The sequence below is a fragment of the Micromonospora sp. DT46 genome (assembly GCF_049841735.1).
GTDB classification, from domain to species: domain Bacteria; phylum Actinomycetota; class Actinomycetes; order Mycobacteriales; family Micromonosporaceae; genus Micromonospora; species Micromonospora reichwaldensis.
Window position 1 is genome coordinate 661,177 of sequence record NZ_JBNCKW010000002.1, and the last position, 23,870, is coordinate 685,046.

Here is a 23,870-nt window from a genome sequence, read left to right on the forward strand (position 1 = left end):
CGTACAAGGGTAGCCGTCCCCGCATTCCTGGGTTGTCCGGAGCCGGGTCGTACGCTGCTGGGCGTGGAGACGACGGCGCGGGGCGGGGAGACGGCGCAGACCCTGGACCGGGGGCTGCGACTGCTGCACCTGGTCGCCGACGCGCCGGGCGGGCTGACGGTCACCGAGGCGGCGAACCGGTTGGGCGTCGGCCGGGCGGCGGTGTACCGGCTGGTCGGCGCGCTCGCCGCGCACGGCATGCTGCGCCGCGACGGCGAGGGCCGCCTGCGCCTCGGCGCCGGGGTGCTGCACCTGGCCCGGCGGGCCCAGCCGCTGCTCGCCGAGGGGGCGCTGCCCGCGCTGCGCCGCCTCGCGGAGCAGGCCGGCGCGACCGCCCACCTGACGGTGGTCGAGGGCGGCGAGGGGGTCGCGCTCGTCGTGGTCGAGCCGAGCTGGACGTCGTTCCACGTCGCGTACCGGACGGGGGCGCGGCACCCGCTGGAGCGCGGGGCGGCCGGGCGGGCCATCCTCGCCGGCCGGGCGGGCGCCGCCGGCCTGGTGAGCACCGCCGGGGAACTGCAATCCGGGGCGTACGGCGTGGCCGCCCCGGTGCTCGGCGTGCCGGGCCTGGAGGCGAGCGTCGGGGTGGTGGCGCTGGCCCCGCTGGACGCCGAGGTGGTCGGCGCGCAGGTCCTCACCGCCGCCACCGCCATCGCCACCGCCCTCTCCTGAGCCGTCACTCTGTCCTGAGCCACCGCCCTGTTCGGAGCCCCCGGCCCTTTCCGAGCCACCGCCCGCCCTCGGGCGCGGACGGGTGCCCTACCACATCCGCGCCCCGCCGTGCCGGTTGTCCACAGGCGGCATTCCTCGGGGCGGCCCCGGTTGTCCACAGGGCTGTCGGGCGGGACCGGACGGCGGGCACGCTGCCCACATGCCACCTCCACCGCACCGGCCCGGCGTTCTGGCCTGGCAGGTCTTCCGCGGCTCAGACGCGATCCGACAGGGACTGGTCACCGAGCACCAGCTGCGCAGCTCGGCCTGGCTGCGCCTGCGCCACGACGTCTACGCCGACGCCCGGCTGGACCGGGACCACGCCCTGGCCTGCCGGGCCGCCGCCCTGCGGCTGCCGCCCGAGGCGGTCGTCGCCGGCCCTTCGGCGGCCTACCTGCACGGCGTCGAGCACGCCGCCTCCTTCGCCGACGACGTGCACGTCCTCGTCCCCAGGGCGATGCGCCTCGGCCCGCAGCGGGGCCTGCGCGTGCACTCCACGGGCCCGGCCACCTCGCCGACGTACGCGTCCGCCCGGTCCCGAAAGGCGGGCGGCGGTCCGGGCCCGGCGGTCGGCCAGCCCGCTGGAAGCCTGGGCACGGCGTTCGGCCGGCCCTCAGACGGCCTGGGCGTCGCGGTCCGCCAGCCCGCCGTCCACCGGGACGTCCCGGTCCGCCCGGCCGCTGGAAGCCTGAGCACGGCAGCCCGCCCGCCCGACGGCCGCCCGAGCACGGCGATCCGTCAGCCTGAAGGCGGCCCGGCGGTCCGTCAGCCCTCGGGCAGCCGGCGCACCGCGGTCCGCCCGTCCCCGGGCGGCCTGCGGGTGGCGGACCTGCGGACCGCCGGCGTGCCGGTCGCCACGGATCCGACCTCGGCGGCGTGGGAGACGGCGGTCTGGTTGGAACCGCTCCGTGCGGTCGGCATCGTCGACTCGCTGCTCCGGCAGGGGTCGACCAGCCGCGAGGCCCTCGCCGACGTCGCCGACCGCAACGCCGACCGGCCCGGCGGCCGCCGGGCGCGCTGGGTGTTCGGGTTGGCGGATCCGGGCGCCCGGTCGCCGGCCGAGTCCGAGTTGCGGGTGCGGCTGGTGCTGGCCGGGCTGCCGCGCCCCGCCGCCCGGCACCCCGTCCGGGTCGCCTCCGGGCTGGTGCTGCACGTCGACCTGGCGTGGCCGGCGTACCGCGTCGCCGTCGCCCAGGACGGGCAGCACGCCGAGGCCGGTGGCGGGCACCTCGACCGGATCGCCACACTTGTCGGTGCCGGCTGGCTCGTGCTGCCCGTGACCGGCAGGCGACTGCGTCAGGACTTTCCCGGTGTCCTGCGCGAGGTTCGCGCCGCGCTCGGGGCCCGGGGCTGGCGCCCGTGACCGGGGCGCTTCCGCCACCGTCCGGCGGGTCGGCCGCCCACCGCCGGACATGCGAGGGGCCCGGCCGAACGAGTCGGCCGGGCCCCTGCCGTCCTGCCCTACGGGCGGGCGTTGGGCTTGAGCGGGGTCTTCACCGCCGCGTACGCGTCGACGATGCCGTAACCGTAGAAGCCGTTGAAGTTCAGCCCTCCGGCGCAGTAGGCGTCGAACTCGGCGTCCCGGCCCTCGTTGGCGTACGACTGCAGGCGCGGCTCCGGGCAGGCGTGCTCGGCCGCCGTCCGGTAGAGGTGCTGTTCCACCAGCTTCGGCGCCATGCCGAAGCCGCCGTGCCGCTCCTTCTTGCCGTGCTTGCTGACGATCAGCGCGGCGACGCCGGAGGCGTGCGGGGCCGCCATGGAGGTGCCCTGCAGGTAGGTGTAGTACCCGCACTCACCGTTGGCCTTGCACTGCTTGAAGACCGTCTCCTCGAACCCGGCGACGATGTTGCCGTTCGCGTCGACCGAGCCCTCCTCCTGGAGCACCTTCTTCGGGTACGTCGAGAGGATCATGTTGGCGTCGGTGCGGAAAGTGTCCGTGCCGAAGCCGTCACGGAACCAGCCGCCGGGTGCCGCCACGGCGGTCTGCTCGGTGCCGTAGTTCGAGAAGTCCGACTTCTTGCCCGACGGCCCGACCGCCGACACGCTGATCACGTTGGGGCCCTCGGTGGGCAGGTCCCAGCAGCTGTCGTTGTCGATCTCGCGCGGGTAGGGCGCGGTGTCGCCGTAGTCCGGGCTCGACACGTCGGTGCGCGGGGCGCCCAGGTCCTCGTGGTTGTTGCCCAGCGCGCCGACCAGCGTGACGCCCCGGTCGTGGGCGAAGTTCAGCGCCCGCTTCATGGCCTTGATGGTGGCCCGCTGCTCGGCCTGGTCCTCGGGGGAGTCGGCCGGGTTGGCGGTGCAGTTGTAGAGCCAGGGGTCGACGTAGAAGGACATGTTGACCACGTCCAGGCCGACCTTGCCGGCGTGCAGCAGGCTGTTGACCACCGGCTCCAGGAAGAAGTAGCCGGAGTCCTGGCCGCCCTTGAGCTCCACCAGGGAGATGTTCGGGGCGACGCCGGAGAGGCCGAAGCCGTTTGCGGCGGCGCCGATCGTGCCGGCCACGTGGGTGCCGTGCCCGCCGTCGTCGGTGCCGACCGGGTCGAGGCAGCTCGCCACCTCGCACGGGCCGTCGACGTCCACCATGTCCGGGGCGAAGTTGCGGGACAGCGCCCAGTTGAAGTTCGGCGCGATGTCGGGGTTGCTGGCGTCGACGCCGGTGTCCAGCACGCCGACGGTGACCCGGCGGTCGCCCGGCTCGACCTTGCGGGCCTGGTCCGCCCGGATCATCTCCAGGCCCCAGAGCTTGTCGTCCAGCGGATCCATCTTCTTGCCACGCTTGGCGCCCGCGCCCTTGGCCGCGGCGGCGGCCAGCAGGTGCTCCTGCTCGACCCGGTCCAGCTTGGGCTTGCGGCCGATGGCCCTCTGCTCGGTGGCGCCGATCAGCGCGGTCGCGGCGGTGGCCTTCGTCGCGAAGTCGGCCCGGTCGCTGGTCACCCGGAACATGCCGACGTCGTCGGAGCGGGAGACCACCGTGCCGCCGGCCGACCGGATGGCGGCGATCGCGGCGTCCGCCGAGACGCCGTCCTCGGCGACGACGGTGAAGGTACGGGCACTGCTCGGCTCGGCGCTGGCCGGCACGCTCATGCCTGTCACCGCAAGTGCCAGCGCCGTCGCGGACGCGACGGCACCGGCGGTGAAGCGCTTGCTCACCACATCGGATCCTCTCGTTGAGGGACGTGGCAGCCATCAGACAACACCGCGGCACTTTCCGCCATAGCAACGTCGGCTGTGGCGTGAATCTGTCTTTCATCCGTGGTGGGCGCCGTCGGACGGCCCGTTCGAGTCACGGCAGGGCGGGCTCGGCGACCTCCGGCCGCGGGTCGTCAGCACGGGGAGCGCGCAGCTCGTCGACGCGCACCAGGGCGACACCGGCGACGATCAGAGCGCCGCCGAGCAGTTGCACCACGGTGGGCAGTTCGCCCAGCACCAGCCAGGCGATCAGCACGGCGAACATCACCTCGGTCAGCCCGACGAACGACGACAGCCGGGCGCCGAGGATCCGGGTGCCGGCGATCCCGGCGAGGTACGCGACCACGGCGGCGACCAGCGACAGCCCGATCACCGGCACCAGCCAACTGGTGCGCTGCCCGGCGAAGGTGACCTCGCCGAGGGACACCCGCAGCGGCAGCGCGCCGACCGCGCCGAGCAGCAGCAGGATGGCGGCTCCGACGGCCATGCCGCCGCTGGCCATGGCCACCGAGGGCAACTCCTCGTCGACCCGCCCCGCGAGCACGAAGTAGCCGGCGAGGCCGACCGCCGCCCCGAGCCCCCAGAGCACGCCCACCGGGTCGAGCCCGCCGGCGCCGGTCAGGTCCAGGACGAAGAACAGGCCGGCGAGGGCCGCCACCGAGCCGACGACGGTCAGCCGGCGGGGACGCTGCCGGTGGACCAGCCACATCCAGCCCACCACCAGGACGATCCCGAGGTACTCCAGCAGCAGCGCGACGCCGACCGGCAGGTAGCGGACCGCGTTGAAGAAGCAGACCTGGGCCGTGGCGACCCCGAGCAGCCCGAACACGCCGATCGCGGCGAGGTTGCGGCGCAGCACACCCCACCTGCCGCGCAGGGACAGCACGGCCGGGACCGCCACGACCAGCGCGGCGACGCCGACCCGGGCGGCCACGGCGGCTTCGGCCGACCAGCCGGCGTCGATGAGGGACCGGGCGAACGTGCCGGACGTGGCGAAGGTGACTGCGGAGAGCAGGGCGAGGCCGAGACCGAGCCCGGCGGCGGGTGGTTGACGCATCGATCCACTCCCACTGTCATTGGTAAACTGCCACTATGCTCATGACGCTAAGCGGGCGCCACGACAGGAGTCAAGTTGCTCTTCACCCATGACACGGAATGTTCCCTGACTGCCGTGGCCGCGCTGGTCAACACCGACGGCCGCGCCGGTGAGGGCCTGCCCGACGTCGCCGCCCTGGACGCGTTCTTCGTCGCCCACACCTACAGCGGGCGGCACGAGCACAGCGAGGACGAACTGCGGGCGGTACGCGACCTCCGACCCCGGCTGCGCCGCCTCTGGTACGCCGACACCGAGGGGATCGTCGCCATCGTCAACGGGCTGCTGCGCGAAAACGACGCGCTGCCCCAGCTCATCACGCACGACGACGAGCCGTACCACATCCACGCCGTGCCGCGGGACGCGCCGCTGGCGACCCGGATGGCCGTCGAGGCGGCGATGGCGCTGGCGGATCTCGTACGCACCGGCGAGCTGCGCCGGCTGCGGATCTGCGACCACCCGGACTGCGAGAACGTGCTGGTCGACCTGTCCAAGAACCGGTCCCGACGGTTCTGCGACGCGGGCTGCGGCAACCGCGCCGCCGTCACCGCCTACCGCGCCCGCAAGGCCGCGGACGGGCGCTGAACCGAAAGCGGGGACTCGTCAGCGACATCGACGACATGGTCGCCGCCGCGCTCAAGTGGGAGGGCGGCTACGGCACGGCCCGGGACCGGCTGCCCCGACCTGTGGAACTGATGTCGCAGACGACTCACGCTGGATCGACAACAGGCGCCGAGGGCGAGAGCACACCGGACGGCACCACACGTCGGCGACGCGAGGGCCGTGATGTCGTAGACGATTCAGCTCCAAAGGCTCGCGGCAGCATGCCCCGCTGGGCATCAAGGTCGCCGCCAGCTCGCCTCGGCCCGGCCCCGCCGGCATCGCCTTCCGCAGCGCCGCCGACGTGCCGAACCCCACCGGGCCGGACCAGCCGGCGGCACCGGGCGCGCGGTCAGGGGTGGGTCATCCGGAGCAGGTCGAGTGCCTCGTCGAGCTGGGTCTCGCTCAGCCTGCCCGAGTCGACGTGCCCCCGGGAGACGACCACCTCGCGGATCGATACCTGCTTCGCCAGTGCCTCCTTGGCGATGGAGGCGGCCTCGTCGTACCCGAGGTAGCGGTTGAGCGGGGTGACGATCGACGGCGAGCCCTCCGCGTACGCCAGGCAGACCTCGGCGTCCGCGACCAGGCCGACCACCAGTCGGTCGGCGAAGAGCCGGCTCGACGCGGCGAGCAGGCGGACCGACTCCAGCAGGTTGCGGCCCATCACGGGGAGCATGACGTTCAGCTCGAAGTCGCCCTGGGAGCCGGCGAACCCGACGGCGGCGTCGTTGCCGATGACCTGGGCGCAGACCTGCCGCACCGCCTCGGCGACCACCGGGTTGACCTTGCCCGGCATGATCGACGAGCCGGGCTGGAGGTCGGGGATGCGCAGCTCGCGCAGGCCGGCGCGGGGGCCGGAGCCCATCCAGCGGATGTCGTTGGCGATCTTGTAGAGACCGACGGCGACCGTACGCAGCTGCCCGGAGGTCTCCACCAGCGCGTCCCGGGCGCCCTGCGCCTCGAAGTGGTTGCGCGCCTCGGTCAGCGGCAGCCCGGTCGAGCCACGCAGCTTCTCGATGACCTTCGCGGCGAAGCCGAGCGGGGTGTTGATGCCGGTGCCCACCGCCGTGCCGCCCAGCGGCAGCTCGGCCAGCCGGGGCAGTGCCCCCTCCAACCGCTCGATGCCGTAGCGGACCTGGGCGGCGTACCCGCCGAACTCCTGCCCGAGGGTGACCGGGGTGGCGTCCATCAGGTGCGTACGCCCGGCCTTCACCACGGTCTCGAACTCCGCCGCCTTGCCCTCCAGCGCCTCCGCCAGGTGGGCCAGCGCGGGCAGCAGGTCCCGCGCGACGGCCTCGGTGGCGGCCAGGTGGATCGAGGACGGGAAGACGTCGTTGCTGGACTGCGAGGCGTTCACATCGTCGTTCGGGTGCACGTCCCGGCCCAGCTCCCGGCTGGCCAGCGTGGCGATGACCTCGTTGGTGTTCATGTTCGACGACGTGCCGGAACCGGTCTGGAACACGTCGATCGGGAACTGGTCGTCGTAGCCGCCGCCGGCCACGTGCGCGGCGGCGGCGGCGATGGCCGCGGCCACGTTCGCGTCGATCACGCCCAACTCGCCGTTGACCTCGGCCGCCGCCCCCTTGATCTGGGCCAGCGCCCGGATCTGGGCCGGCTCGATGCCCCGGCCGGAGATCGGGAAGTTCTGCACCGCACGCTGGGTCTGCGCCCGCCACAGCGCCTCGGCGGGCACCTCCACCTCGCCCATCGAGTCGCGTTCGATCCGGTAACCCGTCGCCTCTGGAGTCGTCACGCGTACCATCCTGCCGCGCCGCGCGCCGACGTGCAGATGATCGCGGCGAGCCGGGTCAGCGCAGCTCGGCCAGCATCCGGGAAACCTCGTGCCGCTCCGGCGCCTCCATCTGCCGGAACAACGCGAGCGCCCGGGTCCAGTGCGACCGGGCCGCAGCCGGGTCGTCCGCCCGCAGGCGGCGGGCGATCCCGTCCAACGCCCGGGCCTGCTCGTACCGGGCGCTCGAAAGTGGAGCGCGTTCCGCGTGGTCACACGCCTAGGATCGTGGAATCGACTCCACTCCCATCGGAGGGCCTTTCACCTTGCACGAAGAACGGGGTTCCACCGGCGTGCCCGCCGTACGCCGCAAGCGCGCTCCGCGCCGGCTCCTGGCCACCGGCCTCGCCGCCCTGCTCACCGCCACCAGCGTCCTGGTCGTGACGGCCGCGCCGGCAACCGCCGGGCCGAGCCGGTTCATCCTGCCGACCAGCGGCAGTTGGACCGACGCCCACCAGCCGTCGACCGCCACTGTGGAGACCGACGGCACCGTGCCGGTCGGCACCTGGAAGTCCGGCGACGACAAACACACCTCGCGGGCCTACTTCACCTACAACCTTGCTCCGTTCCAGGGCAAGCACATCATCCGTGCCCTCGGTGTCACCGAGGAGACGGCGGTCAACGACTGCTCGAAGCCACGCGAGATCGAGCTGTGGCGGACCGACGTACCGACCAGCGCACCGACCTGGGAGACGTCACCGGCGGTTCGAGAGAAGGTCGCTGACATCGCGCCGAGCGCTCCTTGTCAGGGCCAGCTGGAAGTGCTGCTCACCGAGGCGGTACGGCAGGCGGTCGAGGCCGGACAGACCTCGATCACCTTCATGACACGGATCGCCGGCCACCACGAGAGCAAGCTGCCCTACGGCCGCTGGATCAGGGAACTCGGCATCTCCATCGAGGCGAACACGCCGCCGGACGTACCGACCGAGCTGGGAATCAACGGGTACCCGTACGCCTGCGAGTTACAGATCGGCACGACCACGCCGTACCTGGCGGCGAAGGTCACCGACCCGGACGCGGCACCGTCGAACACCGAGCCGGTGACCGCCACCTTTGCCTGGTGGCCGGTGGACGACCCCACCATGCGGACCGAGTGGACATCCCCGGCCAAGGCCGCCGGGTCGATCTTCCGGTACGACGTTCCGGCCGGTCAGATGGCCGACGGGAGGTACGCCTTCGCCGTCCGCGCCACGGACGGGGTCGGCAACACCTCCGCCTGGTCGGCGGAGTGCCGGTTCACCGTCGACACCACCAGCCCCACCCCGCCGACGGTCAGCTCCACGGACTACCCGGCCGACGACGGCTGGTACGGCGGTCCCGGCATCCCGGGCCAGTTCACCTTCTCGGCCGGCGGCGACACCGACACGGTGAAGTTCCGCTACAGCCTGTCCGGGCAGCCGACGACCGAGGTGGCGGCCGACGTCCCGGGCGGCTCGGCGGCCGTCACCATCGCCCCGGACCGGGACGGACCCAGGACGCTCACCGTCGAGGCGATGGACCTCGCGGGCAACCGCTCCCCCGCCACGAGCTACGTGTTCCGGGTGCGCACCACCAGCCCGACGATCACCGACGCCAACCCGACGGCCGGGTACGGCCAGCCGCGCACCCTGACGTTCGCGCCCCGCATGGAAGACGTCGTCGAGTACACGTACCGGCTCGACGACGGGCCGGAGCAGACCGTGCCGGCGGCCGTTGACGGCACGGCCACGGTCACGATCACGCCGGCGAAGCCGGGCTACACCACCGTGTACGTGCGCAGCCGGACGGCCGGTGACCTGCCGTCCGGCGAGGGCAGCTACCGGTTCCACCTGGCGACCAAGCCCACGGTCAGCTCGGTCGAGTACCCGATCAACAAGTTCCAGGGGGCGGTCGCCGGCACGCCGGGAACGTTCGTCTTCGAGGCCGGCATGCCCGGGGCGACGGAGTTCGTCTACTCCCTCGACGGCCGCCCGGCCGAGACGGTCGCGGCGGGCGCCGACGGGTCGGCGTCGGTGGCTTACACCCCCATGACCGCCGGAATCCGCCGGGTCACCGTCTACACGCGGACCGGCGACGGGACCGTGTCGGAGACCTTCAGCGGCACGTTCTACGTCAGCCGGGCGAGCTGACGTAGGAAGACGACGAGGGGCGCCGGGCAGTGGCCCGGCGCCCCTTCGCGTACGCGTGGATCAGCGGCGACCGACGGTCAGCACCGGCTTGGTGACCTCGGCGAAGAAGTCGTTGCCCTTGTCGTCGACCACGATGAAGGCCGGGAAGTCCTCGACCTCGATCTTCCAGACCGCCTCCATGCCCAGCTCCGCGTATTCGAGGACCTCGACGTGCTTGATGCAGTCCTGCGCGAGCCGGGCGGCCGGGCCGCCGATCGAGCCGAGGTAGAAGCCGCCGTGCTGCTGGCAGGAGCGGGTGACCTGGGCGGAACGGTTGCCCTTGGCGAGCATGACCTGCGAGCCGCCCGCGGCCTGGAACTTCTCCACGTACGCGTCCATCCGGCCGGCGGTGGTCGGACCGAACGAGCCGGACGCGTAGCCCTCCGGGGTCTTGGCGGGGCCGGCGTAGTAGACCGCGTGGTCGCGCAGGTACTGCGGCATCGGCTCGCCGGCGTCCAGCCGCTCCGCGATCTTGGCGTGCGCGATGTCGCGGGCCACCACGAGCGGGCCGGTCAGCGACAGCCGGGTCTTCACCGGGTACTTCGACAGCTCGGCGCGGATCTCGTCCATCGGCCGGTTGAGGTCGACGCGGACCACCTCGGACGCGTCGAGCGTCTCGTCGGTGACGTCGGGCAGGAAGCGCGCCGGGTCGGTCTCGAGCCGCTCCAGCCACACGCCCGACGGGGTGATCTTGGCGACCGCCTGCCGGTCGGCCGAGCAGGAGACGGCGATCGCCACCGGGCAGGAGGCGCCGTGCCGGGGCAGCCGGACCACCCGCACGTCGTGGCAGAAGTAGCGCCCGCCGAACTGCGCGCCGATGCCGAAGTTGCGGGTCAGCTCCAGCACCTCCGCCTCCAGCTCCAGGTCGCGGAAGCCGTGCGCGGTCATCGAGCCGGAGGTGGGCAGCGCGTCGAGGTACTTGGCGCTGGCGTACTTGGCGGTCTTCAGGGCGTACTCGGCGGAGGTGCCGCCGATGACGATGGCGAGGTGGTACGGCGGGCAGGCGGCGGTGCCGATCAGCCGCAGCTTCTCCTCCAGGAACTGCATCATCCGCGTGGGGTTCAGCAGCGCCTTGGTCTCCTGGTAGAGGTACGACTTGTTCGCCGAGCCGCCGCCCTTGGCCATGAAGAGGAACTTGTACGCGTCGGGCTGCCCGTCCGGGTCCTCCGCGTAGAGCTCGACCTGGGCCGGCAGGTTGCTGCCGGTGTTGCGCTCCTCCCACATGGTCAGCGGGGCGAGCTGCGAGTAGCGCAGGTTGAGCCGGGTGTAGGCCTGGTAGACGCCGCGCGAGACGGCCTCGGCGTCGCTGCCGTCGGTGAGCACGTGCCGGCCGCGCTTGCCCATCACGATGGCGGTGCCGGTGTCCTGGCACATCGGCAGCACGCCGCCGGCCGCGATGTTGGCGTTGCGCAGCAGGTCGAGCGCGACGAACCGGTCGTTCGGCGAGGCCGCCGGATCGTCGATGATCGCCCGCAGCTGGGCCAGGTGCGCGGGGCGCAGGTAGTGCGCGATGTCGTGCATCGCCTCGGCGGTCAGCGCGGTGAGCGCGGTCGGCTCCACGGTGAGGAACCGGCGACCCCCCGGCCCGTTGACGACGTCGACGCCCTCGTCGGTGACCAGGCGGTATTCCGTCTGGTCCGGGCCGGTCGGCAGCAAGGGAGCGTACGAGAACGCGGCGGCACTGCTCATGAGCGGAAAGCCTAGGGCAGAAGGGTCGATCAGTCCCACCCGCCGGGTGGGTCCTGGGACGTCGCTCTCACCCGGGGCACAGCTCCCGCTTCGGGCCGCAGCTGTCCTCCGGCCCGGGTACGCCCGCCGTGCCGCCGGGACCGGGTACGCCGCCGTCGCGCGGCGGGACGGGGGCGCCCCGCGCGCCGCCGAAGCGGACGTAGCCGATCTCCCGCCCCTCGCCGATGATCATGCCGCTCGGGCCGACCGCGAGGGCGTTCGCGGAGGTGCGCAGGCTCGCCAGTTCCCGCCCGGTACGCGGGTCCAGCGCCATCAGCCGGGACGGCTTCTCGTCGGCGATCACGGCCGCGTACGGGGTGAGCGCCGCGCCGGCCTTCGGCCCGGTCGGGCGGGTCCACCGGACGCGCCCGGCGCCCAACTCCCGGCCGACCACCGCGCGCTTGTCGGCCGGCCGGACCAGGGCGTACCGGTCGTCGACCGCGAGCAGCTTCTCCCCGGCGGAGGTGACCAGCAGCAGCCGCCCGTCGTAGCCGTCGAGGACCGCCTCGCGGGCGTCCGGGGCCACCCCGATCAGCACGTTGCGCGCGCCGTGCGGGTCCTCCCGCTGCACGCAGCCGGCGTTGTCGGCGGTCCGCAGGTTGATCCCGGCCCGCTGCCACGTCTCCTGGCCGGTCGCCGCGTCCCGGCCGGAGATGGCGAAGTAGCAGGTGCCGTCCTGGGAGCGGGCGGTGATCCGCAACAGCCGGCCGCCGACCACGGACAGCCGTTCGTCGCGGCCGGGCTCGACGTCCTGGAGCACCCGCCCGGTGGCGGTGTCGAGGACGTGCACCCGGCCGTCGATGGGGAAGCCGAGCAGCGGCGGTACGGGCTCCGGGCCGGCCACCTCGTCGTCGATGCGGACGGCGTCGAGCCGGCGGGTGTCGAGCAGCCCCGGGTTGTCGCCGAGCAGCCCGCTGCGCACCCCGGGCACGAAGGCAGTCCAGAGCGGGGCGGTGCCGCGCGCGTCCCAGGCGCTCACCGTGCAGTCGGTGGCCTCGACGCAACGGGCGTCGAGCAGCATGTTGCGGTACGTCCAGACGGCCACCGCGTCGCCGTTGCGCCGCCGCGTGGCGCCGGTCGTCGGGTCCAGCACCTCGTAGCCCTTGACCAGCAGCTTGCCCACGACGACGACGGAGTCCCGGTCGCCGCCGGCCACCGCGGCCCAGTCGGCCTTGCGCTCCCACAACTGGGCGCCGGTGGCCAGGCTGCGCGCCTCCACGCGGGTACGCTGCTCGACCACGACTGTCTCGCCGGCGATGGTCACGCTGCGCGGGGTGCCGCCGACGCGCTGCTGCCAGACCACGTCCGGCTCGGAGATGGGCTGGCTCCGGTTCACCCAGTCCCACATCCCGGGGAACGGGTTCCACACTCCGGTCGCGGCGAGCGCGACGACGAGGACGAGCGCGAGCAGCAGCCCGCCACGCCACCCCCCGAGGCCGCCCGCCTTCGCCACACGGACACGGTAGCGACGACCGCCGCGCCGCCGCCGTCCCGCGCCGCCGTGTCGCCGCCCTTTCTCGCGCGCCCCGGGTGCAAGGAAGGGCCCCTTCCTATCGCCTTCTGTAGACGAAGGGGCCCTTCCTTGCACCCTCACCTGCTCAGCGCTGGGCGGCGGAGCGGACCAGGGGGAGGGTGCGGTAGGTGATCTGCTCGGCCAGGGCGATGATCGTCGAGGCGCGGCGGATGCCCTCGTACGAGACGATCTGGTCGATCACCCGCTGGAGGTCCGTGTTCGAGCGGGCCACGATCCGGCAGAGCAGGTCGCTGGAGCCGGTGATGGTGTGCGCCTCCAGCACCTCCGGGATCGCGGCCAGGTGCGCGGCGACCAGGTCGTGCCCGTCCCGCTGGCTGATCTCCAGGGTGACGAAGCTGGTCACCCCGAACCCGATCGCCGCCGGGGAGATCTCCGGCCCGAAGCCCGAGATGACGCCCCGCTCGACGAGCTTGTCCAGCCGGGCCTGCACGGTGCCCCGGGCGACCCCGAGGCGCCGTGAGCACTCCAGCACCCCGATCCGCGGTTCCTCGGCGAGCAGTTCGATCAACCGCGCGTCGAGGGCGTCGAGCTGTACACCCTGACCAGTACTCATGGCATATCACCCTACTGAATGCGCAACCTGACCAGGCATAGGCGCGACAGTTGCCCAGTGCGGCCCTTCCCCGCGATCCTCGCCACAGCACCACCGCACCACGCACATGACCGACGGCGGCGGCCACGGGGCCGACCGGAACTTGAGGGAGACCGCGATGACCCAGGCGATCGACCGACCCCAGGCGTCCGACGACGTCGACGTCGACGTGCTCGTCGGCGCCGTCGACCACGACATCAGCCGCGACCCGTTCCCGGTCAAGGGCCTCGACCACGTGCACTTCCTGGTGGGCAACGCCAAGCAGGCCGCGCACTACTACTCCACCGCGTTCGGCATGACCTGCGTGGCGTACCGGGGCCCCGAGCAGGGCTACCGGGACCACGCCCAGTACGTGCTGACCAGCGGCTCGGCGCGGTTCGTGCTGACCGGCGCGGTCCGCCCGGACGCCGAGGGCGCCGAGCACGTGACCAGGCACAGCGACGGCGTCTCCGACATCGCGCTGGAGGTGCCGGACGTCGACGCCGCGTACGCGCACGCCATTGCGCAGGGCGCCACCGGCCTGACCGAGCCGCACGACGTCAGCGACGAGCACGGCACCGTCCGGATGGCCTCCATCGCCGCGTACGGCGACACCCGGCACACGCTCGTCGACCGCTCCCGCTACACCGGCCCGTTCCTGCCCGGCTTCGTGGCCCGCAAGCCGATCGTGGACCGGCAGCCGATGATCGACGCCGGCCTCCAGCCGAAGCGCTTCTTCCAGGCCGTCGACCACGTGGTCGGCAACGTCGAGCTCGGCCGGATGGACGAGTGGGTCGAGTTCTACAAGCGCGTCATGGGCTTCTCGAACATGGCCGAGTTCATCGGCGACGACATCGCCACCGACTACTCGGCGCTGATGAGCAAGGTCGTCGCGAACGGCACCCGCAAGGTGAAGTTCCCGCTCAACGAGCCGGCGATCGCCCGCAAGAAGTCGCAGATCGACGAGTACCTGGAGTTCTACCAGGGCCCGGGCGCCCAGCACATCGCCGTGGCCACCAACGACATCCTGGCCAGCGTCGACGCCATGCGCGCCGCCGGCGTCGAGTTCCTCGACACCCCGGACTCGTACTACGACGACCCGGAGCTGCGCGCCCGGATCGGCCAGGTGCGGGTGCCGATCGAGGAGCTGAAGGCCCGCAAGATCCTGGTGGACCGGGACGAGGACGGCTACCTGCTCCAGATCTTCACCAAGCCGGTGCAGGACCGCCCGACGGTCTTCTTCGAGCTGATCGAGCGGCACGGCTCGCTCGGCTTCGGCAAGGGCAACTTCAAGGCGCTCTTCGAGGCCATCGAGCGGGAGCAGGAAGCGCGCGGCAACCTGTAACACTGACGAGCGTGACGCAGCCTCCGACGTACCCGACGCCGCCGGCCGGTGGGCCTCCGCCCGCCGCCGGCGGCTTCGCGCCGCCTTCCGGTCCCTCCAGTCAGGGGTACGCGGTGCCACCGCAACACGCCCCGCCGCCCGGTCAGGTCCCGCCCCCGGGCTGGAGGCCGCCGCCCCCGGGCTGGGCTGGGCCGCCCCGTCCGGCCCCGGCGCTCGGGCCGGGCGGCCAGCCGCTCGCCAGCTTCGGAGACCGGCTGCTCGCCGCGCTGATCGACGTCGCGCTGAGCACGGCGGTGGCGATGGTCCTCTTCCTGCCGCCGTTCCTGATCCTGATCTGGAACATGATGGACGACCTGACCCGGACCAACCCGGACGGCACCCTCGCCGATCCCGACCCCGCGTCGTTCCTGACCGACTTCATGCTGCCGATCCTGCTGCTCGAACTGGGCCTGATGGTGGTCATGCTCGGGCTCTACTGGCTCTACCACGTGGAGTACATGAAGCGCACCGGGCAGACGTACGGCAAGCGGGTGATGAAGCTGCGGGTCGTGCCGCTCGACCCGGCCGCCACGCTGGACCGGCGGATCGCCGGCAAGCGGTACGCCGTGCAGTACGTCGCCGCCATGTTCCTGCCCGGCCTCAGCTACCTCGACGGGCTCTGGCAGTTGTGGGACAAGCCCTGGCAGCAGTGCCTCCACGACAAGTTCGCCGGCACCGTCGTCGTTAAGGTGTCTGCGTGAGCGAGCGCAGCGAGGCCAGGCCATGAGTGTCGGACCGGGATGGTACGTCGACCCGGCTGATCCGGAGACCCGACGTTACTGGGACGGCGAGGGCTGGATCGGCGCACCGATCCCCGTCGACGCCACCCCGCCCGAGGGGCCGCCGCCGGCCGAGCCGCCACCCGCACCCGAGCCGACGTCACCCGCGGCCCCGGTGCCCGCGTCGGGCGCCCCCGCCGGCGGGCAACCCCTCCCGGGTCAGCCACACCCCGGGCAGCCGCAGCAGGGGCAGCCCTACCCCTGGCAGCCGCCGCAGGGGCACGGCCACCCGCAAGGGCCGGGCCACCCGCAGGGACCGCCGCCCGGCTGGCCGCCCGGTGGCGGTCCGCCGCCCGGCTGGCCGCCCGGTGGCTGGCCCGGACGGCCGCCGGAGCCGCGCCCGCACGGGCTCCCGCTGGCAGGGTTCGGCGCCCGGCTGGTCGCCCGGCTGATCGACTTCACGGTCGTCTTCGCGCTGAACGCCGTGGTGAACGGCTGGTTCGTCTGGCGGCTGGTCGAGGAGGTCACGCCGTACTGGCGGGAGGTGTTCCGGCGGGCCATGGCGGGCGACAGCTCCACCGACAACCTGCCGCAGCCCAGCGAGCAGGCCGGCGGCCTCCAGGTCGTCATCCTGCTGATCGCCACCGCCCTCTGGCTCGCGTACGAGGTGCCGACGACGGCCTCGGGCGGGCAGACCTTCGGCAAGCGGCTGGTGGGCGTCAAGGTGCTGCCGGTGAGCGCGGACGAGCCGCTCGGCTTCGGCCGGGCGCTGCGCCGGTGGAACACCCTCGGCCTGCCCACCCTGCTCTGGTACTGCTGCGGCCTGGGCCTGCTGCTCCAGCTCGTCGACGCGCTCTCCCCGCTCTTCGACCACCCGCTGCGCCAGGCGCTGCACGACAAGCGGGCGCAGACCGTGGTGGTCCAGCTCCCCCGCGGCAACCGCGGCACCACGGGCGAGCGCGGCACGCCGGACGACCGCACCAGCACGCGCGAGCCCACCACCACGGACGACCGCACCCCCGACGACCGCACCGACCCCTCGGGAGACACCCCATGACCGACCCCGGACGTCACCAGCCGGAGCTGCGGCTGACCCGCCCCGACCTGGACGCGCTGCCCAACTACGTGCCCGGCCGCAGCCCGGCCGACCTGGCCCGCGAGCTCGGCCTCCCCGAGGCGATCAAGCTGGCCAGCAACGAGGTGCCGTACGGGCCGCTGCCCGGCGTCGTGGAGGCCGTCGCCGGTGCCGCCGCCGGGGTGCACCGCTACCCGGACATGGGCGCGCTCGCGCTGCGCGAGGCGCTGTCCGAGCGGTACGGCGTGCACGTCGACCAGATCGCCACCGGCTGCGGGTCGGTGGCGCTGGCCGAGCACCTCGTCCGGGCCACCTGCCTGCCCGGCGACGAGTTCCTCTACGCGTGGCGCTCCTTCGAGGCGTACCCCATCATCGCGGCGACCAGCGGCGCGACCAGCGTGCGGGTGCCCAACGACGCCGCACACGGGCACGACCTGGCGGCGATGGCGGCGGCGGTGACCGACCGGACCCGGCTGATCGTGGTCTGCAACCCGAACAACCCCACCGGGACGTCGGTGCGCCGGGCGGAGCTGGACCGGTTCCTGGACACGGTCGGCGAGGACGTGCTGGTCGTGATCGACGAGGCGTACCGCGAGTTCGTCACCGACCCGGACGTGCCGGACGGCCTCACCTACCTCGACCGGCCGAACGTGGTCGTGCTGCGCACGCTCTCCAAGGCCTGGGGCCTGGCCGGCCTGCGGATCGGCTTCCTGGTCGCCCAGCCGGCGGTGGCGGCGGCGATCCGCAAGGTCGTGACGCCGTTCTCCAGCAACATGGCCGCGCAGGCGGGCGCGCTCGCCGCGCTGGCCCAGGAGGACGAGGTACGGCGGCGGTGCGCCCTCGTGGTGACCGAGCGCGACCGCGTGACGGAGGCGCTGCGCAAGCTCGTCCCGGACGTGCCGGACAGCCAGGCGAACTTCGTCTGGCTGCCGCTGGGCGACCGGGCGGTGGACTTCGGCAAGGCGTGCGAGGCGCGCGGCGTGATCGTCCGGCCGTTCGCGGGCGACGGGGTCCGGGTCACCATCGGCACCCCGGCCGAGAACGACGCCTTCCTGGCGGCAGCGGAGACCGCGCTGGCCTGAGGCGGGTGCCGGTCCGGTCCGCCATCCCCTTGCGGACCGGACCGGACTCTCAGGCGACCGCCACCGGCCCGGAGCCGCACCCGTCAGGCGGCGGGACGGGTGTCGGCATCTTGGTGGACGACGCCGACCGGGCCGGTCGGCGCGGCGTCGGCCGGCGAAGCGGTGACGAGGATGAGGATCGCGCCCAACAGGGCGACCAAGAAACGCACAAATGAACTCTAAGTAACTTATGTCCGTTTTGTCGAGCAGCCGGGCCGGCGTTTCACGTCGCCGCGAAGACCATCGGCTCCGAGGTCAGGTAGTAACGCTGGTCGTCCGCCGCCGGGTCGACCGGCTTGCGGAGCCGCTCCACGGCCACGAACCCGCCGGCCGCGTACACCGCGCCGGGCACCCAGCCGATCCCGTCCGAGCCCACGTTGAGCGCGAAGAAGGACCGCTGCGCCCCCGTCGCCGGGTCCAGCGTCAGCAGGTCGTTCGTCTCCGTCAGCAGGTGCACCCGGTCGGGCTGGACGGCGAGCAGCCGCGCCTGCGACAGGCCGGGACGGCGCCACAGCTCCGCGCCCGTACGCGCCGAGCGGCCGACCGCCACCCCGTCCACGACCGCCACGGCCGTCCCGCCGACGAGTTCGGCGTCCGGCCGGTCCAGGGCCGGGGCGGCGACCGGTTCCCCGGCGCCGAGCAGCCAGCCCCGGCCCGCGTCGTCGCCCGGCCTCGCCGTCCGCAACCCGGTGCACCCCGTCCGGCCGGTGCCGCAGCCCACCAGGGTCGCCACCAGCTCGTCGCCGGCATCCGGCGGCCGCCAGCGCAGGCCCACCGCCCCGGTCGCGGCGTCGCGGAACTCCACCGTCGCCGGCCCCGCGCAGGAGTCGACGGTGATCAGGTGTCCCGACGCGGTCGTGCCGAGCGCGTCCCGGCACCCGGCGACCGTGTCGCCCGGCGGCAGCGTGACGGTGACGTGCGACCGCCACAGTTCGCGGCCGTCGGCCAGGTCCACGGCACGCGCCCACTCCGCCCCGGCCGCCACCACCACCTGCCGCCCGTCGGGCGCGGGGGCCACGAAGATCCCCTGCGGATCCCAGACCGTCGCCGCGCCGGTGCGCCGGACCGCCCCCTCCCCGACCGGCGCCGGCCCGTCCGCCCGCCAGGCGACCCGGCCTGTCCGCGCGTCCAGCGCCACGAGCCGCCCGTCGGACCAGCGGGTGACCACCGTCGTCCCGCTCGCCACGACCCCGTCGAGCGCCGCCGGCCAGCGGCGGTACGACCAGTACGGGGTCGTCCGGTGCCGGCCGTCGACCGGGCGGTCGGCGTAGACCTGACGGTGGGCCACGTAGACCCGCAGCCGGCCGTCCACGACGAGCGGGGCGACGGGCAGCCGGCCGATCACGCCGGCTGAGGGGGCCGCGGCAGCCGGGTACCCGGCCCGCGCGGGCGTGCTGACCTCGGCGGGGGCGAGCACCCGGTAGACCGTCGCCGCGACGGCGACGGTGCCGAGCAGCGCCGCGACCGCCACCGCGATCCGCCGCCGGCCGTTCGGGAACCCCATGCCGCACCTCCGCCCGGCACCCTACCCAGCGGAGCCGGTCAGGGCCCTGTCAGGTCACCGGCGCCCGGGCGCTCCGGCGGTGACCTGCCCAGGGCATCCACGGACCGCCCAGGGCATGCGCCTCGGACCACCCGGCGTGCGCCTCGGGCCGTCCGGCAGGCGCCTGAGGCCGCCCCGCATTCGCCTCGGGCCAGCCCGGCGTGCGCCTCAGGCCGTCGGGCGTGCGCCTCTCGGACCTCCCCGGCGTGCGCCTCAGGCCGCCTCGGTCGCGTTGGTGGCCGCTGCGGCGGCCAGGTCGGCGAGGTCCTGCCGCAGTGCGCGCTCGACCGCCCGGGCCGCCAGCCCGCCGAGCAGCAGCGCGACCACCCGGCTGTACGGGGCGGTCGGCACCGCCTCCTGCTCGACCGTGACGGCGGTGCAGCCCCGGCGACGCCGCTCGACCGGGCGCAGCGCCCAGGTGATCCGGTAGTCCACGCCGGCGCCCCGGGAGCCGAGCACCAACCGTCGGGGCGGCTCGGCCTCGATGACGAGGAACTCCTCGACCAGCGCGGTGCCGTCGGGCTGGGAACGGGTCTCCCGCCACACGGTGCCGGGGCCGAACGGGCCGGGGGTGAGCACCTCCACCGGCCCGGTGAAGCGCCGGGTGCGGGTGGTCAGGTCGGTCAGCAGCCGCCAGAGGTCGACGTCGTGCGCCTCCACGAACTCCGTGACCGCCACCGTCGACATGCCACCTCCCGTGGCCTCGACGGTACGCCGGGTGAGCGCGGATCGGGGCCCCCGGAGCGGATTTTCCACCGCCGGGAGCCCCGATCCGGAGCGATCGACCCGTCAGCGACCGAACTGGCCGGCCCGGATCGCGCCGACGAAGGCCGCCCACCCCGGCGGGCTGACCGCCAGCGTGGGGCCCGCCTGGTCCTTCGAGTCGCGTACGCCCACCACGCCGAGGGCGTCGACCAGGTTGTCCGCCACCTCCACGCAGAGCCCCTGGTCGTTGGAGCGGCTGCTGGTACGCCAGACCGCGCCCGGGAGATCGTTCATCGTCGTCACCTTCCTGTCGTCGGTACGCCAAACGGCGGCCGGGCCGGGACCGGAAGGGGTCGTCCGGCCCGGCCCCGGCGCGGCATGGCGACGGAATCCGCGACGATCAACGCGCAAGCAACGGTCCCCGGTCGCACCAACTGTGCGACCGGGGACCGTCGATGATCGGAAGGTGGGTCAGCGGGCGGCGAGGACCTTCCCGGTCACCTCGCCCAGGGCGATGGTGGTGCCGTCCGGACCGGGCGCGGTGGCGGTGATCGTCACCGTGTCGCCGTCCTCCAGGAAGGTGCGGGTCCCGCCGTCGGCGAACTTCACCGGCTCGCTGCCGCCCCAGGTGAGTTCCAGGAACGAGCCGACCTGTCCCCGTTCCGGCCCGGAGACGGTGCCCGAGGCGTAGAGGTCGCCGGTGCGCAGCGAGGCGCCGTTGACCGTGAGGTGGGCCAACTGCTGGGCCGGCGTCCAGTACATGGTCGCGAACGGCGGCTCGCTGACCCGCTCGCCGTTCCACTCCACCGACAGGCGCAGGTCCAGCCCGAGGTGCGGCACGTCGCGCAGGTAGGCGGCGACCGGCGGGTCCTGGTCGGGGGCGGGGACGAAGGCGTCGCCCAGCGCGTCCAGCGGGGTCACCCAGGCCGCGACCGAGGTGGCGAAGGACTTGCCCAGGAACGGGCCGAGAGGCTGGTACTCCCAGGCCTGGATGTCGCGGGCCGACCAGTCGTTGACCAGCACGACACCGAAGACGTGGTCGGCGAAGTCGTCGACGGAGACCCGATCGCCCAGCGGGCTGGGCACGCCGACCACGAAGCCGACCTCGGCCTCGATGTCGAGGCGTACGGACGGGCCGGTGACCGGGCCCTGCGGGGTGGCCCGCTGCCCGCTCGGCCGCACCACCGGCGTGCCGGAGACGACCACCGTGCCGGCCCGACCGTGGTAGCCGATCGGCAGGTGCTTCCAGTTGGGCAGCAGCGGCGGCTGACCGGGGCGGAAGATCTGGCCGACGTTGGACGCGTGGTGGTCGGAGGAGTAGAAGTCGACGTAGTCGGCGACCTCGAACGGCAGCTGCATCCGCACCTCGGCCAGGGGCACCAGCAGCGGCTCCACCGCCGGCCGGTGGGCGGCGTCGGTGAGCAGCTCGGTCACCCGCTGCCGGACGGCCGTCCACTGTGGACGACCGAGGGCCATGAAGTCGTTGAGAGTGGGCCGACCCAGCGTCCCGGCGGCCAGCACCAGGCCGGCCTCCTCCGCGCCGGCCAGGTCGAGCACGAAGTCACCGATGCGTACGCCGACGCGCGGCGCGCCCTCCGCGTGGCGGAACACCCCGTACGGGAGGTTGGCGACCCCGTACGACGAACCGTCGGCACCCGTCACCCAGGTCATGCTTGAAAGCCCCCGTTCACCAGCCCCAGCCGGATCAGATCGGTCAGTGGTTCCAGGATGCTGCACGAGCCGAAGCCGATCCACAGCGGGCGCGGGCCGTCCAGCCCGGCCTCGGCGTACTGCACCAGCGGGCGCGGGTCGGTCGCGGTGAGCAGTTCGGCGACCGACTCCACGGTGGCGCCCCCGGCGGCCGCCAGCGTCGCCGCCAGCACGTTGACGAAGCCGTGGTGGGTGAAGCCGGTCTCCGGGTCGAGGTGCCGGACCGCCTGGTGCAGCCCGGCGGTCAGCTTGAACGGCAGGTCCCGGTCCCGGCAGGCGCAGATCACGGCGGCCAGCTCCGCCGGGGTGGGGAACAGCTCGGCGGCCAGCCCGCCGGTGCGGAACTTCGCGGCGATCGGCACGCCGTCGGCGCGGGCGGCGGCGAGCGCGTCCAGCGCCCCCATCAGCCCGAACGTGAGCGGCAGCTCGGCGTAGACGGCGTCGAGGGTGGCTGGACCGGCACCGGCGCGGCGGGCCAGCGCCACCAGCTCGGTCAGGCCGGGCAGCGGGTCCTCGCCGCGCTTGGCGACCGCCGCCTCCACCTGGCGCACGCGGATGCGCGGGTCGGCCGTGGCCCGCACCTCGTCGAGCCGGTCGAGGGGCACGTCGCCGATCACCCCGACCGCGATCCGCTCGTCGGCGCCGAGCAGGCCCGCCACCTCGGGCAGCCTCGTGGCCGGGACCAGGAGCGGGCCGACCAGGTCGGCGTACCAGGAGGTGCGGTGCCGCCGGTGCGCGGCGACGGCGTCGGGCAGCGGCGCGCTGCCGGGCGGGAAGACGGCGGCGTCGTCGACGAGGCCGTCGACGAGCGCGGGCACCTGCGTTGACACGAGACAAGAATGTACGGGACGCTACAAGTAACGGACAACAGCGTCCGATTATCGGACGCTGTTGGATCGGTGAACGGGACGAACCGGGAGGCGAGATGCCGTACTACCGCAGCGTCGGCGAGGTGCCGCGCAAGCGCCACACCCAGTTCCGCCAGCCCGACGGCAGCCTCTACGCCGAGGAGCTGATGGGCCAGGAGGGCTTCTCCTCCGACTCGTCCCTGCTCTACCACCGGCACGCGCCGACCGCGATCGTGGCGGCCGAGGAGTTCACCCCGCCGGCGTTCACCCGGGTGCCGAACCTTCCGCTCAAGCCCCGCCACCTGCGCACCCACAAGCTCGACGGCACCGGCGTTGACCCGGTGCTCGGCCGGCAGTACCTGCTCGCCAACGACGACGTGCGCATCGCGTACGTGCTGGCGGACCGGCCGTCCCCGCTGTTCCGCGACGCCACCGGCGACCACTGCCTCTACGTGGAGTCGGGCACCCTGCGGGTCGAGTCCACGTTCGGCGTGCTCGACGCGGTGCCCGGCGACTACGTCGTCATCCCCACCTCGACCATCCACCGGCTGGTGCCCACCGGCGACGCGCCGACCAGGCTGCTCGCCGTCGAGGCGGCGGGGCACATCGGCCCGCCCAAGCGCTACCTCTCCGTGCGGGGCCAGTTCCTGGAGCACTCGCCCTACTGCGAGCGCGACGTCCGGGGGCCGGACGCGCCACTGCTGGTCGACGGCGAGGACGTGGAGGTGCTGGTCCGGCACCGCCGCGGCTGGACCCGCTACACCTATGCCCACCACCCGTTCGACGTGGTCGGCTGGGACGGGCACATGTACCCGTGGGCGTTCTCCATCCACGACTTCGAGCCGATCACCGGCCGGATCCACCAGCCGCCGCCCGTGCACCAGACCTTCCAGGGCCCCAACTTCGTGATCTGCTCGTTCGTGCCCCGCAAGGTCGACTACCACCCGGACGCGATCCCGGTGCCGTACAACCACCACAACGTCGACTCCGACGAGATGCTCTTCTACACCGGCGGCAACTACGAGGCCCGGCGCGGCTCCGGCATCGAACAGGGCTCGATCTCGCTGCACCCGTCCGGCTTCACCCACGGCCCGCAGCCGGGCGCCGCCGAGCGTTCCATCGGCGCCGACTTCTTCGACGAACTTGCCGTCATGGTCGACACCTTCCGGCCGCTGGACCTCTGCGACGCCGCGACCGCGTGCGAGGACGACGGCTACGCCTGGACCTGGGCCCGCCGCCCCTAGGCGGACGGTTCCGGGTGAGCGGTGCCGCGGTCCGGCAGGGGCGGACTGCGGCACCTTCGTGCGCGCGGGGGCGGGCGGGCGTCGACCGCGCTCCGGCAGCCGCGTCCGCAGCGCCTCCGG

General features: G+C 73.5%; 22 protein-coding genes. 9 read left to right on the forward strand and 13 right to left on the reverse strand.

Features of this window, described 5'->3' with window-relative positions:
- The first annotated feature begins 63 nt into the window (after positions 1-63).
- Together ACLQ20_RS07450 and ACLQ20_RS07455 are read left to right on the forward strand one after the other, a co-directional pair.
- Positions 64-711: an IclR family transcriptional regulator gene (locus tag ACLQ20_RS07450; RefSeq protein WP_425854658.1), complete on the forward strand. Its 648-nt coding sequence runs from the start codon at positions 64-66 to the stop codon at positions 709-711.
- A 199-nt stretch (positions 712-910) separates the two neighbouring features.
- Entirely contained in the window at positions 911-2,113 is a 1,203-nt protein-coding gene (locus ACLQ20_RS07455) for a hypothetical protein (RefSeq protein ID WP_425854660.1), read from the forward strand.
- Positions 2,114-2,211: 98 nt separating this feature from the next.
- Here ACLQ20_RS07455 and ACLQ20_RS07460 read toward each other — a convergent pair whose 3' ends face one another.
- Together ACLQ20_RS07460 and ACLQ20_RS07465 are read right to left on the reverse strand one after the other, a co-directional pair.
- Positions 2,212-3,900 (reverse strand): S8 family serine peptidase, encoded by a 1,689-nt coding sequence (locus ACLQ20_RS07460; protein WP_327029808.1) that lies wholly within the window; start codon positions 3,898-3,900, stop codon positions 2,212-2,214.
- A gap of 133 nt (positions 3,901-4,033) precedes the next feature.
- Positions 4,034-4,996, reverse strand: a complete 963-nt coding sequence (locus ACLQ20_RS07465; protein ID WP_151455301.1) for an EamA family transporter — start codon at positions 4,994-4,996, stop codon at positions 4,034-4,036.
- A 75-nt stretch (positions 4,997-5,071) separates the two neighbouring features.
- On the opposite strand from ACLQ20_RS07465, the gene ACLQ20_RS07470 reads away from it, so the two are divergent.
- Entirely contained in the window at positions 5,072-5,617 is a 546-nt protein-coding gene (locus ACLQ20_RS07470; protein ID WP_151455300.1) for a CGNR zinc finger domain-containing protein, read from the forward strand.
- A 367-nt stretch (positions 5,618-5,984) separates the two neighbouring features.
- On the opposite strand, the gene ACLQ20_RS07475 is transcribed toward ACLQ20_RS07470, so the two are convergent.
- Both ACLQ20_RS07475 and ACLQ20_RS07480 read right to left on the reverse strand, forming a co-directional pair.
- A complete protein-coding gene (locus ACLQ20_RS07475) occupies positions 5,985-7,394 on the reverse strand; it encodes a class II fumarate hydratase (RefSeq protein WP_425854663.1) in 1,410 nt (469 codons plus the stop codon).
- Between the two features lie 46 nt (positions 7,395-7,440).
- Positions 7,441-7,581: a hypothetical protein gene (locus ACLQ20_RS07480; protein ID WP_192581440.1), complete on the reverse strand. Its 141-nt coding sequence runs from the start codon at positions 7,579-7,581 to the stop codon at positions 7,441-7,443.
- A gap of 133 nt (positions 7,582-7,714) precedes the next feature.
- Between ACLQ20_RS07480 and ACLQ20_RS07485 the strand changes: the two genes are divergently transcribed.
- The gene (locus tag ACLQ20_RS07485; RefSeq protein ID WP_425854666.1) at positions 7,715-9,529 is read left to right on the forward strand and encodes a hypothetical protein; all 1,815 of its coding nucleotides are present in this window, start codon (positions 7,715-7,717) and stop codon (positions 9,527-9,529) included.
- A 60-nt stretch (positions 9,530-9,589) separates the two neighbouring features.
- Here the strand turns inward: ACLQ20_RS07485 and ACLQ20_RS07490 are convergent, their stop codons facing one another.
- The 3 genes from ACLQ20_RS07490 to ACLQ20_RS07500 form a co-directional block, all read right to left on the reverse strand.
- Positions 9,590-11,257: a fumarate hydratase gene (locus ACLQ20_RS07490; RefSeq protein WP_151455297.1), complete on the reverse strand. Its 1,668-nt coding sequence runs from the start codon at positions 11,255-11,257 to the stop codon at positions 9,590-9,592.
- A gap of 67 nt (positions 11,258-11,324) precedes the next feature.
- Positions 11,325-12,749, reverse strand: coding sequence for a PQQ-binding-like beta-propeller repeat protein (locus ACLQ20_RS07495; protein ID WP_327029811.1), 1,425 nt, complete (start codon positions 12,747-12,749; stop codon positions 11,325-11,327).
- A 145-nt stretch (positions 12,750-12,894) separates the two neighbouring features.
- Positions 12,895-13,383: an Lrp/AsnC family transcriptional regulator gene (locus ACLQ20_RS07500; protein WP_425854668.1), complete on the reverse strand. Its 489-nt coding sequence runs from the start codon at positions 13,381-13,383 to the stop codon at positions 12,895-12,897.
- Positions 13,384-13,540: 157 nt separating this feature from the next.
- On the opposite strand from ACLQ20_RS07500, the gene hppD reads away from it, so the two are divergent.
- The 4 genes from hppD to hisC all read left to right on the forward strand — a co-directional run bounded on the left by hppD (position 13,541) and on the right by hisC (position 17,661).
- A complete protein-coding gene (hppD, locus tag ACLQ20_RS07505; protein ID WP_425854670.1) occupies positions 13,541-14,746 on the forward strand; it encodes a 4-hydroxyphenylpyruvate dioxygenase in 1,206 nt (401 codons plus the stop codon).
- 113 nt (positions 14,747-14,859) lie between these two features.
- The gene (locus ACLQ20_RS07510; RefSeq protein ID WP_327029812.1) at positions 14,860-15,486 is read left to right on the forward strand and encodes an RDD family protein; all 627 of its coding nucleotides are present in this window, start codon (positions 14,860-14,862) and stop codon (positions 15,484-15,486) included.
- Between the two features lie 22 nt (positions 15,487-15,508).
- Positions 15,509-16,561 carry an RDD family protein gene (locus ACLQ20_RS07515; protein ID WP_425854672.1) on the forward strand — a complete coding sequence of 351 codons (1,053 nt, stop codon included), beginning with the start codon at positions 15,509-15,511 and terminating at the stop codon, positions 16,559-16,561.
- Positions 16,558-17,661 carry a histidinol-phosphate transaminase gene (gene hisC / locus ACLQ20_RS07520; RefSeq protein ID WP_151454123.1) on the forward strand — a complete coding sequence of 368 codons (1,104 nt, stop codon included), beginning with the start codon at positions 16,558-16,560 and terminating at the stop codon, positions 17,659-17,661. The genes ACLQ20_RS07515 and hisC overlap by 4 nt, the downstream gene beginning before the upstream one ends.
- An 83-nt stretch (positions 17,662-17,744) precedes the next feature.
- Here the strand turns inward: hisC and ACLQ20_RS07525 are convergent, their stop codons facing one another.
- The 6 genes from ACLQ20_RS07525 to ACLQ20_RS07550 form a co-directional block, all read right to left on the reverse strand.
- Positions 17,745-17,870, reverse strand: a complete 126-nt coding sequence (locus ACLQ20_RS07525; protein ID WP_327029813.1) for a hypothetical protein — start codon at positions 17,868-17,870, stop codon at positions 17,745-17,747.
- Positions 17,871-17,923: 53 nt separating this feature from the next.
- On the reverse strand, positions 17,924-19,204 hold the full coding sequence (locus ACLQ20_RS07530; RefSeq protein WP_425854675.1) for a PQQ-binding-like beta-propeller repeat protein: 1,281 nt from the start codon (positions 19,202-19,204) through the stop codon (positions 17,924-17,926).
- Positions 19,205-19,456: 252 nt separating this feature from the next.
- Positions 19,457-19,930, reverse strand: coding sequence for an SRPBCC family protein (locus tag ACLQ20_RS07535; protein ID WP_151454121.1), 474 nt, complete (start codon positions 19,928-19,930; stop codon positions 19,457-19,459).
- A gap of 102 nt (positions 19,931-20,032) precedes the next feature.
- Positions 20,033-20,242 carry a DUF397 domain-containing protein gene (locus ACLQ20_RS07540; protein WP_132239904.1) on the reverse strand — a complete coding sequence of 70 codons (210 nt, stop codon included), beginning with the start codon at positions 20,240-20,242 and terminating at the stop codon, positions 20,033-20,035.
- 177 nt (positions 20,243-20,419) lie between these two features.
- Complete coding sequence (gene fahA / locus ACLQ20_RS07545) at positions 20,420-21,619, reverse strand: fumarylacetoacetase (RefSeq protein WP_151454120.1); 1,200 nt, start codon at positions 21,617-21,619, stop codon at positions 20,420-20,422.
- On the reverse strand, positions 21,616-22,488 hold the full coding sequence (locus ACLQ20_RS07550; protein WP_425854676.1) for a hypothetical protein: 873 nt from the start codon (positions 22,486-22,488) through the stop codon (positions 21,616-21,618). Before ACLQ20_RS07550 ends, fahA begins: the two co-directional genes overlap by 4 nt.
- 95 nt (positions 22,489-22,583) lie before the next feature.
- On the opposite strand from ACLQ20_RS07550, the gene ACLQ20_RS07555 reads away from it, so the two are divergent.
- The gene (locus ACLQ20_RS07555) at positions 22,584-23,750 is read left to right on the forward strand and encodes a homogentisate 1,2-dioxygenase (protein ID WP_425854677.1); all 1,167 of its coding nucleotides are present in this window, start codon (positions 22,584-22,586) and stop codon (positions 23,748-23,750) included.
- The last annotated feature ends 120 nt before the right edge of the window (positions 23,751-23,870 follow it).

Coding starts and splice junctions, on each gene's coding strand:
- ACLQ20_RS07455 (WP_425854660.1), top strand. CDS start 911: ATGCCACCTCCACCGCACCGGCCCGGCGTTCTGGCCTGGCAGGTCTTC.
- ACLQ20_RS07465 (WP_151455301.1), bottom strand. CDS start 4,996: ATGCGTCAACCACCCGCCGCCGGGCTCGGTCTCGGCCTCGCCCTGCTC.
- ACLQ20_RS07475 (WP_425854663.1), bottom strand. CDS start 7,394: ATGGTACGCGTGACGACTCCAGAGGCGACGGGTTACCGGATCGAACGC.
- ACLQ20_RS07490 (WP_151455297.1), bottom strand. CDS start 11,257: ATGAGCAGTGCCGCCGCGTTCTCGTACGCTCCCTTGCTGCCGACCGGC.
- ACLQ20_RS07500 (WP_425854668.1), bottom strand. CDS start 13,383: ATGAGTACTGGTCAGGGTGTACAGCTCGACGCCCTCGACGCGCGGTTG.
- hppD (WP_425854670.1), top strand. CDS start 13,541: ATGACCCAGGCGATCGACCGACCCCAGGCGTCCGACGACGTCGACGTC.
- ACLQ20_RS07515 (WP_425854672.1), top strand. CDS start 15,509: ATGAGTGTCGGACCGGGATGGTACGTCGACCCGGCTGATCCGGAGACC.
- hisC (WP_151454123.1), top strand. CDS start 16,558: ATGACCGACCCCGGACGTCACCAGCCGGAGCTGCGGCTGACCCGCCCC.
- ACLQ20_RS07530 (WP_425854675.1), bottom strand. CDS start 19,204: ATGGGGTTCCCGAACGGCCGGCGGCGGATCGCGGTGGCGGTCGCGGCG.
- ACLQ20_RS07535 (WP_151454121.1), bottom strand. CDS start 19,930: ATGTCGACGGTGGCGGTCACGGAGTTCGTGGAGGCGCACGACGTCGAC.
- ACLQ20_RS07540 (WP_132239904.1), bottom strand. CDS start 20,242: ATGAACGATCTCCCGGGCGCGGTCTGGCGTACCAGCAGCCGCTCCAAC.
- fahA (WP_151454120.1), bottom strand. CDS start 21,619: ATGACCTGGGTGACGGGTGCCGACGGTTCGTCGTACGGGGTCGCCAAC.
- ACLQ20_RS07555 (WP_425854677.1), top strand. CDS start 22,584: ATGCCGTACTACCGCAGCGTCGGCGAGGTGCCGCGCAAGCGCCACACC.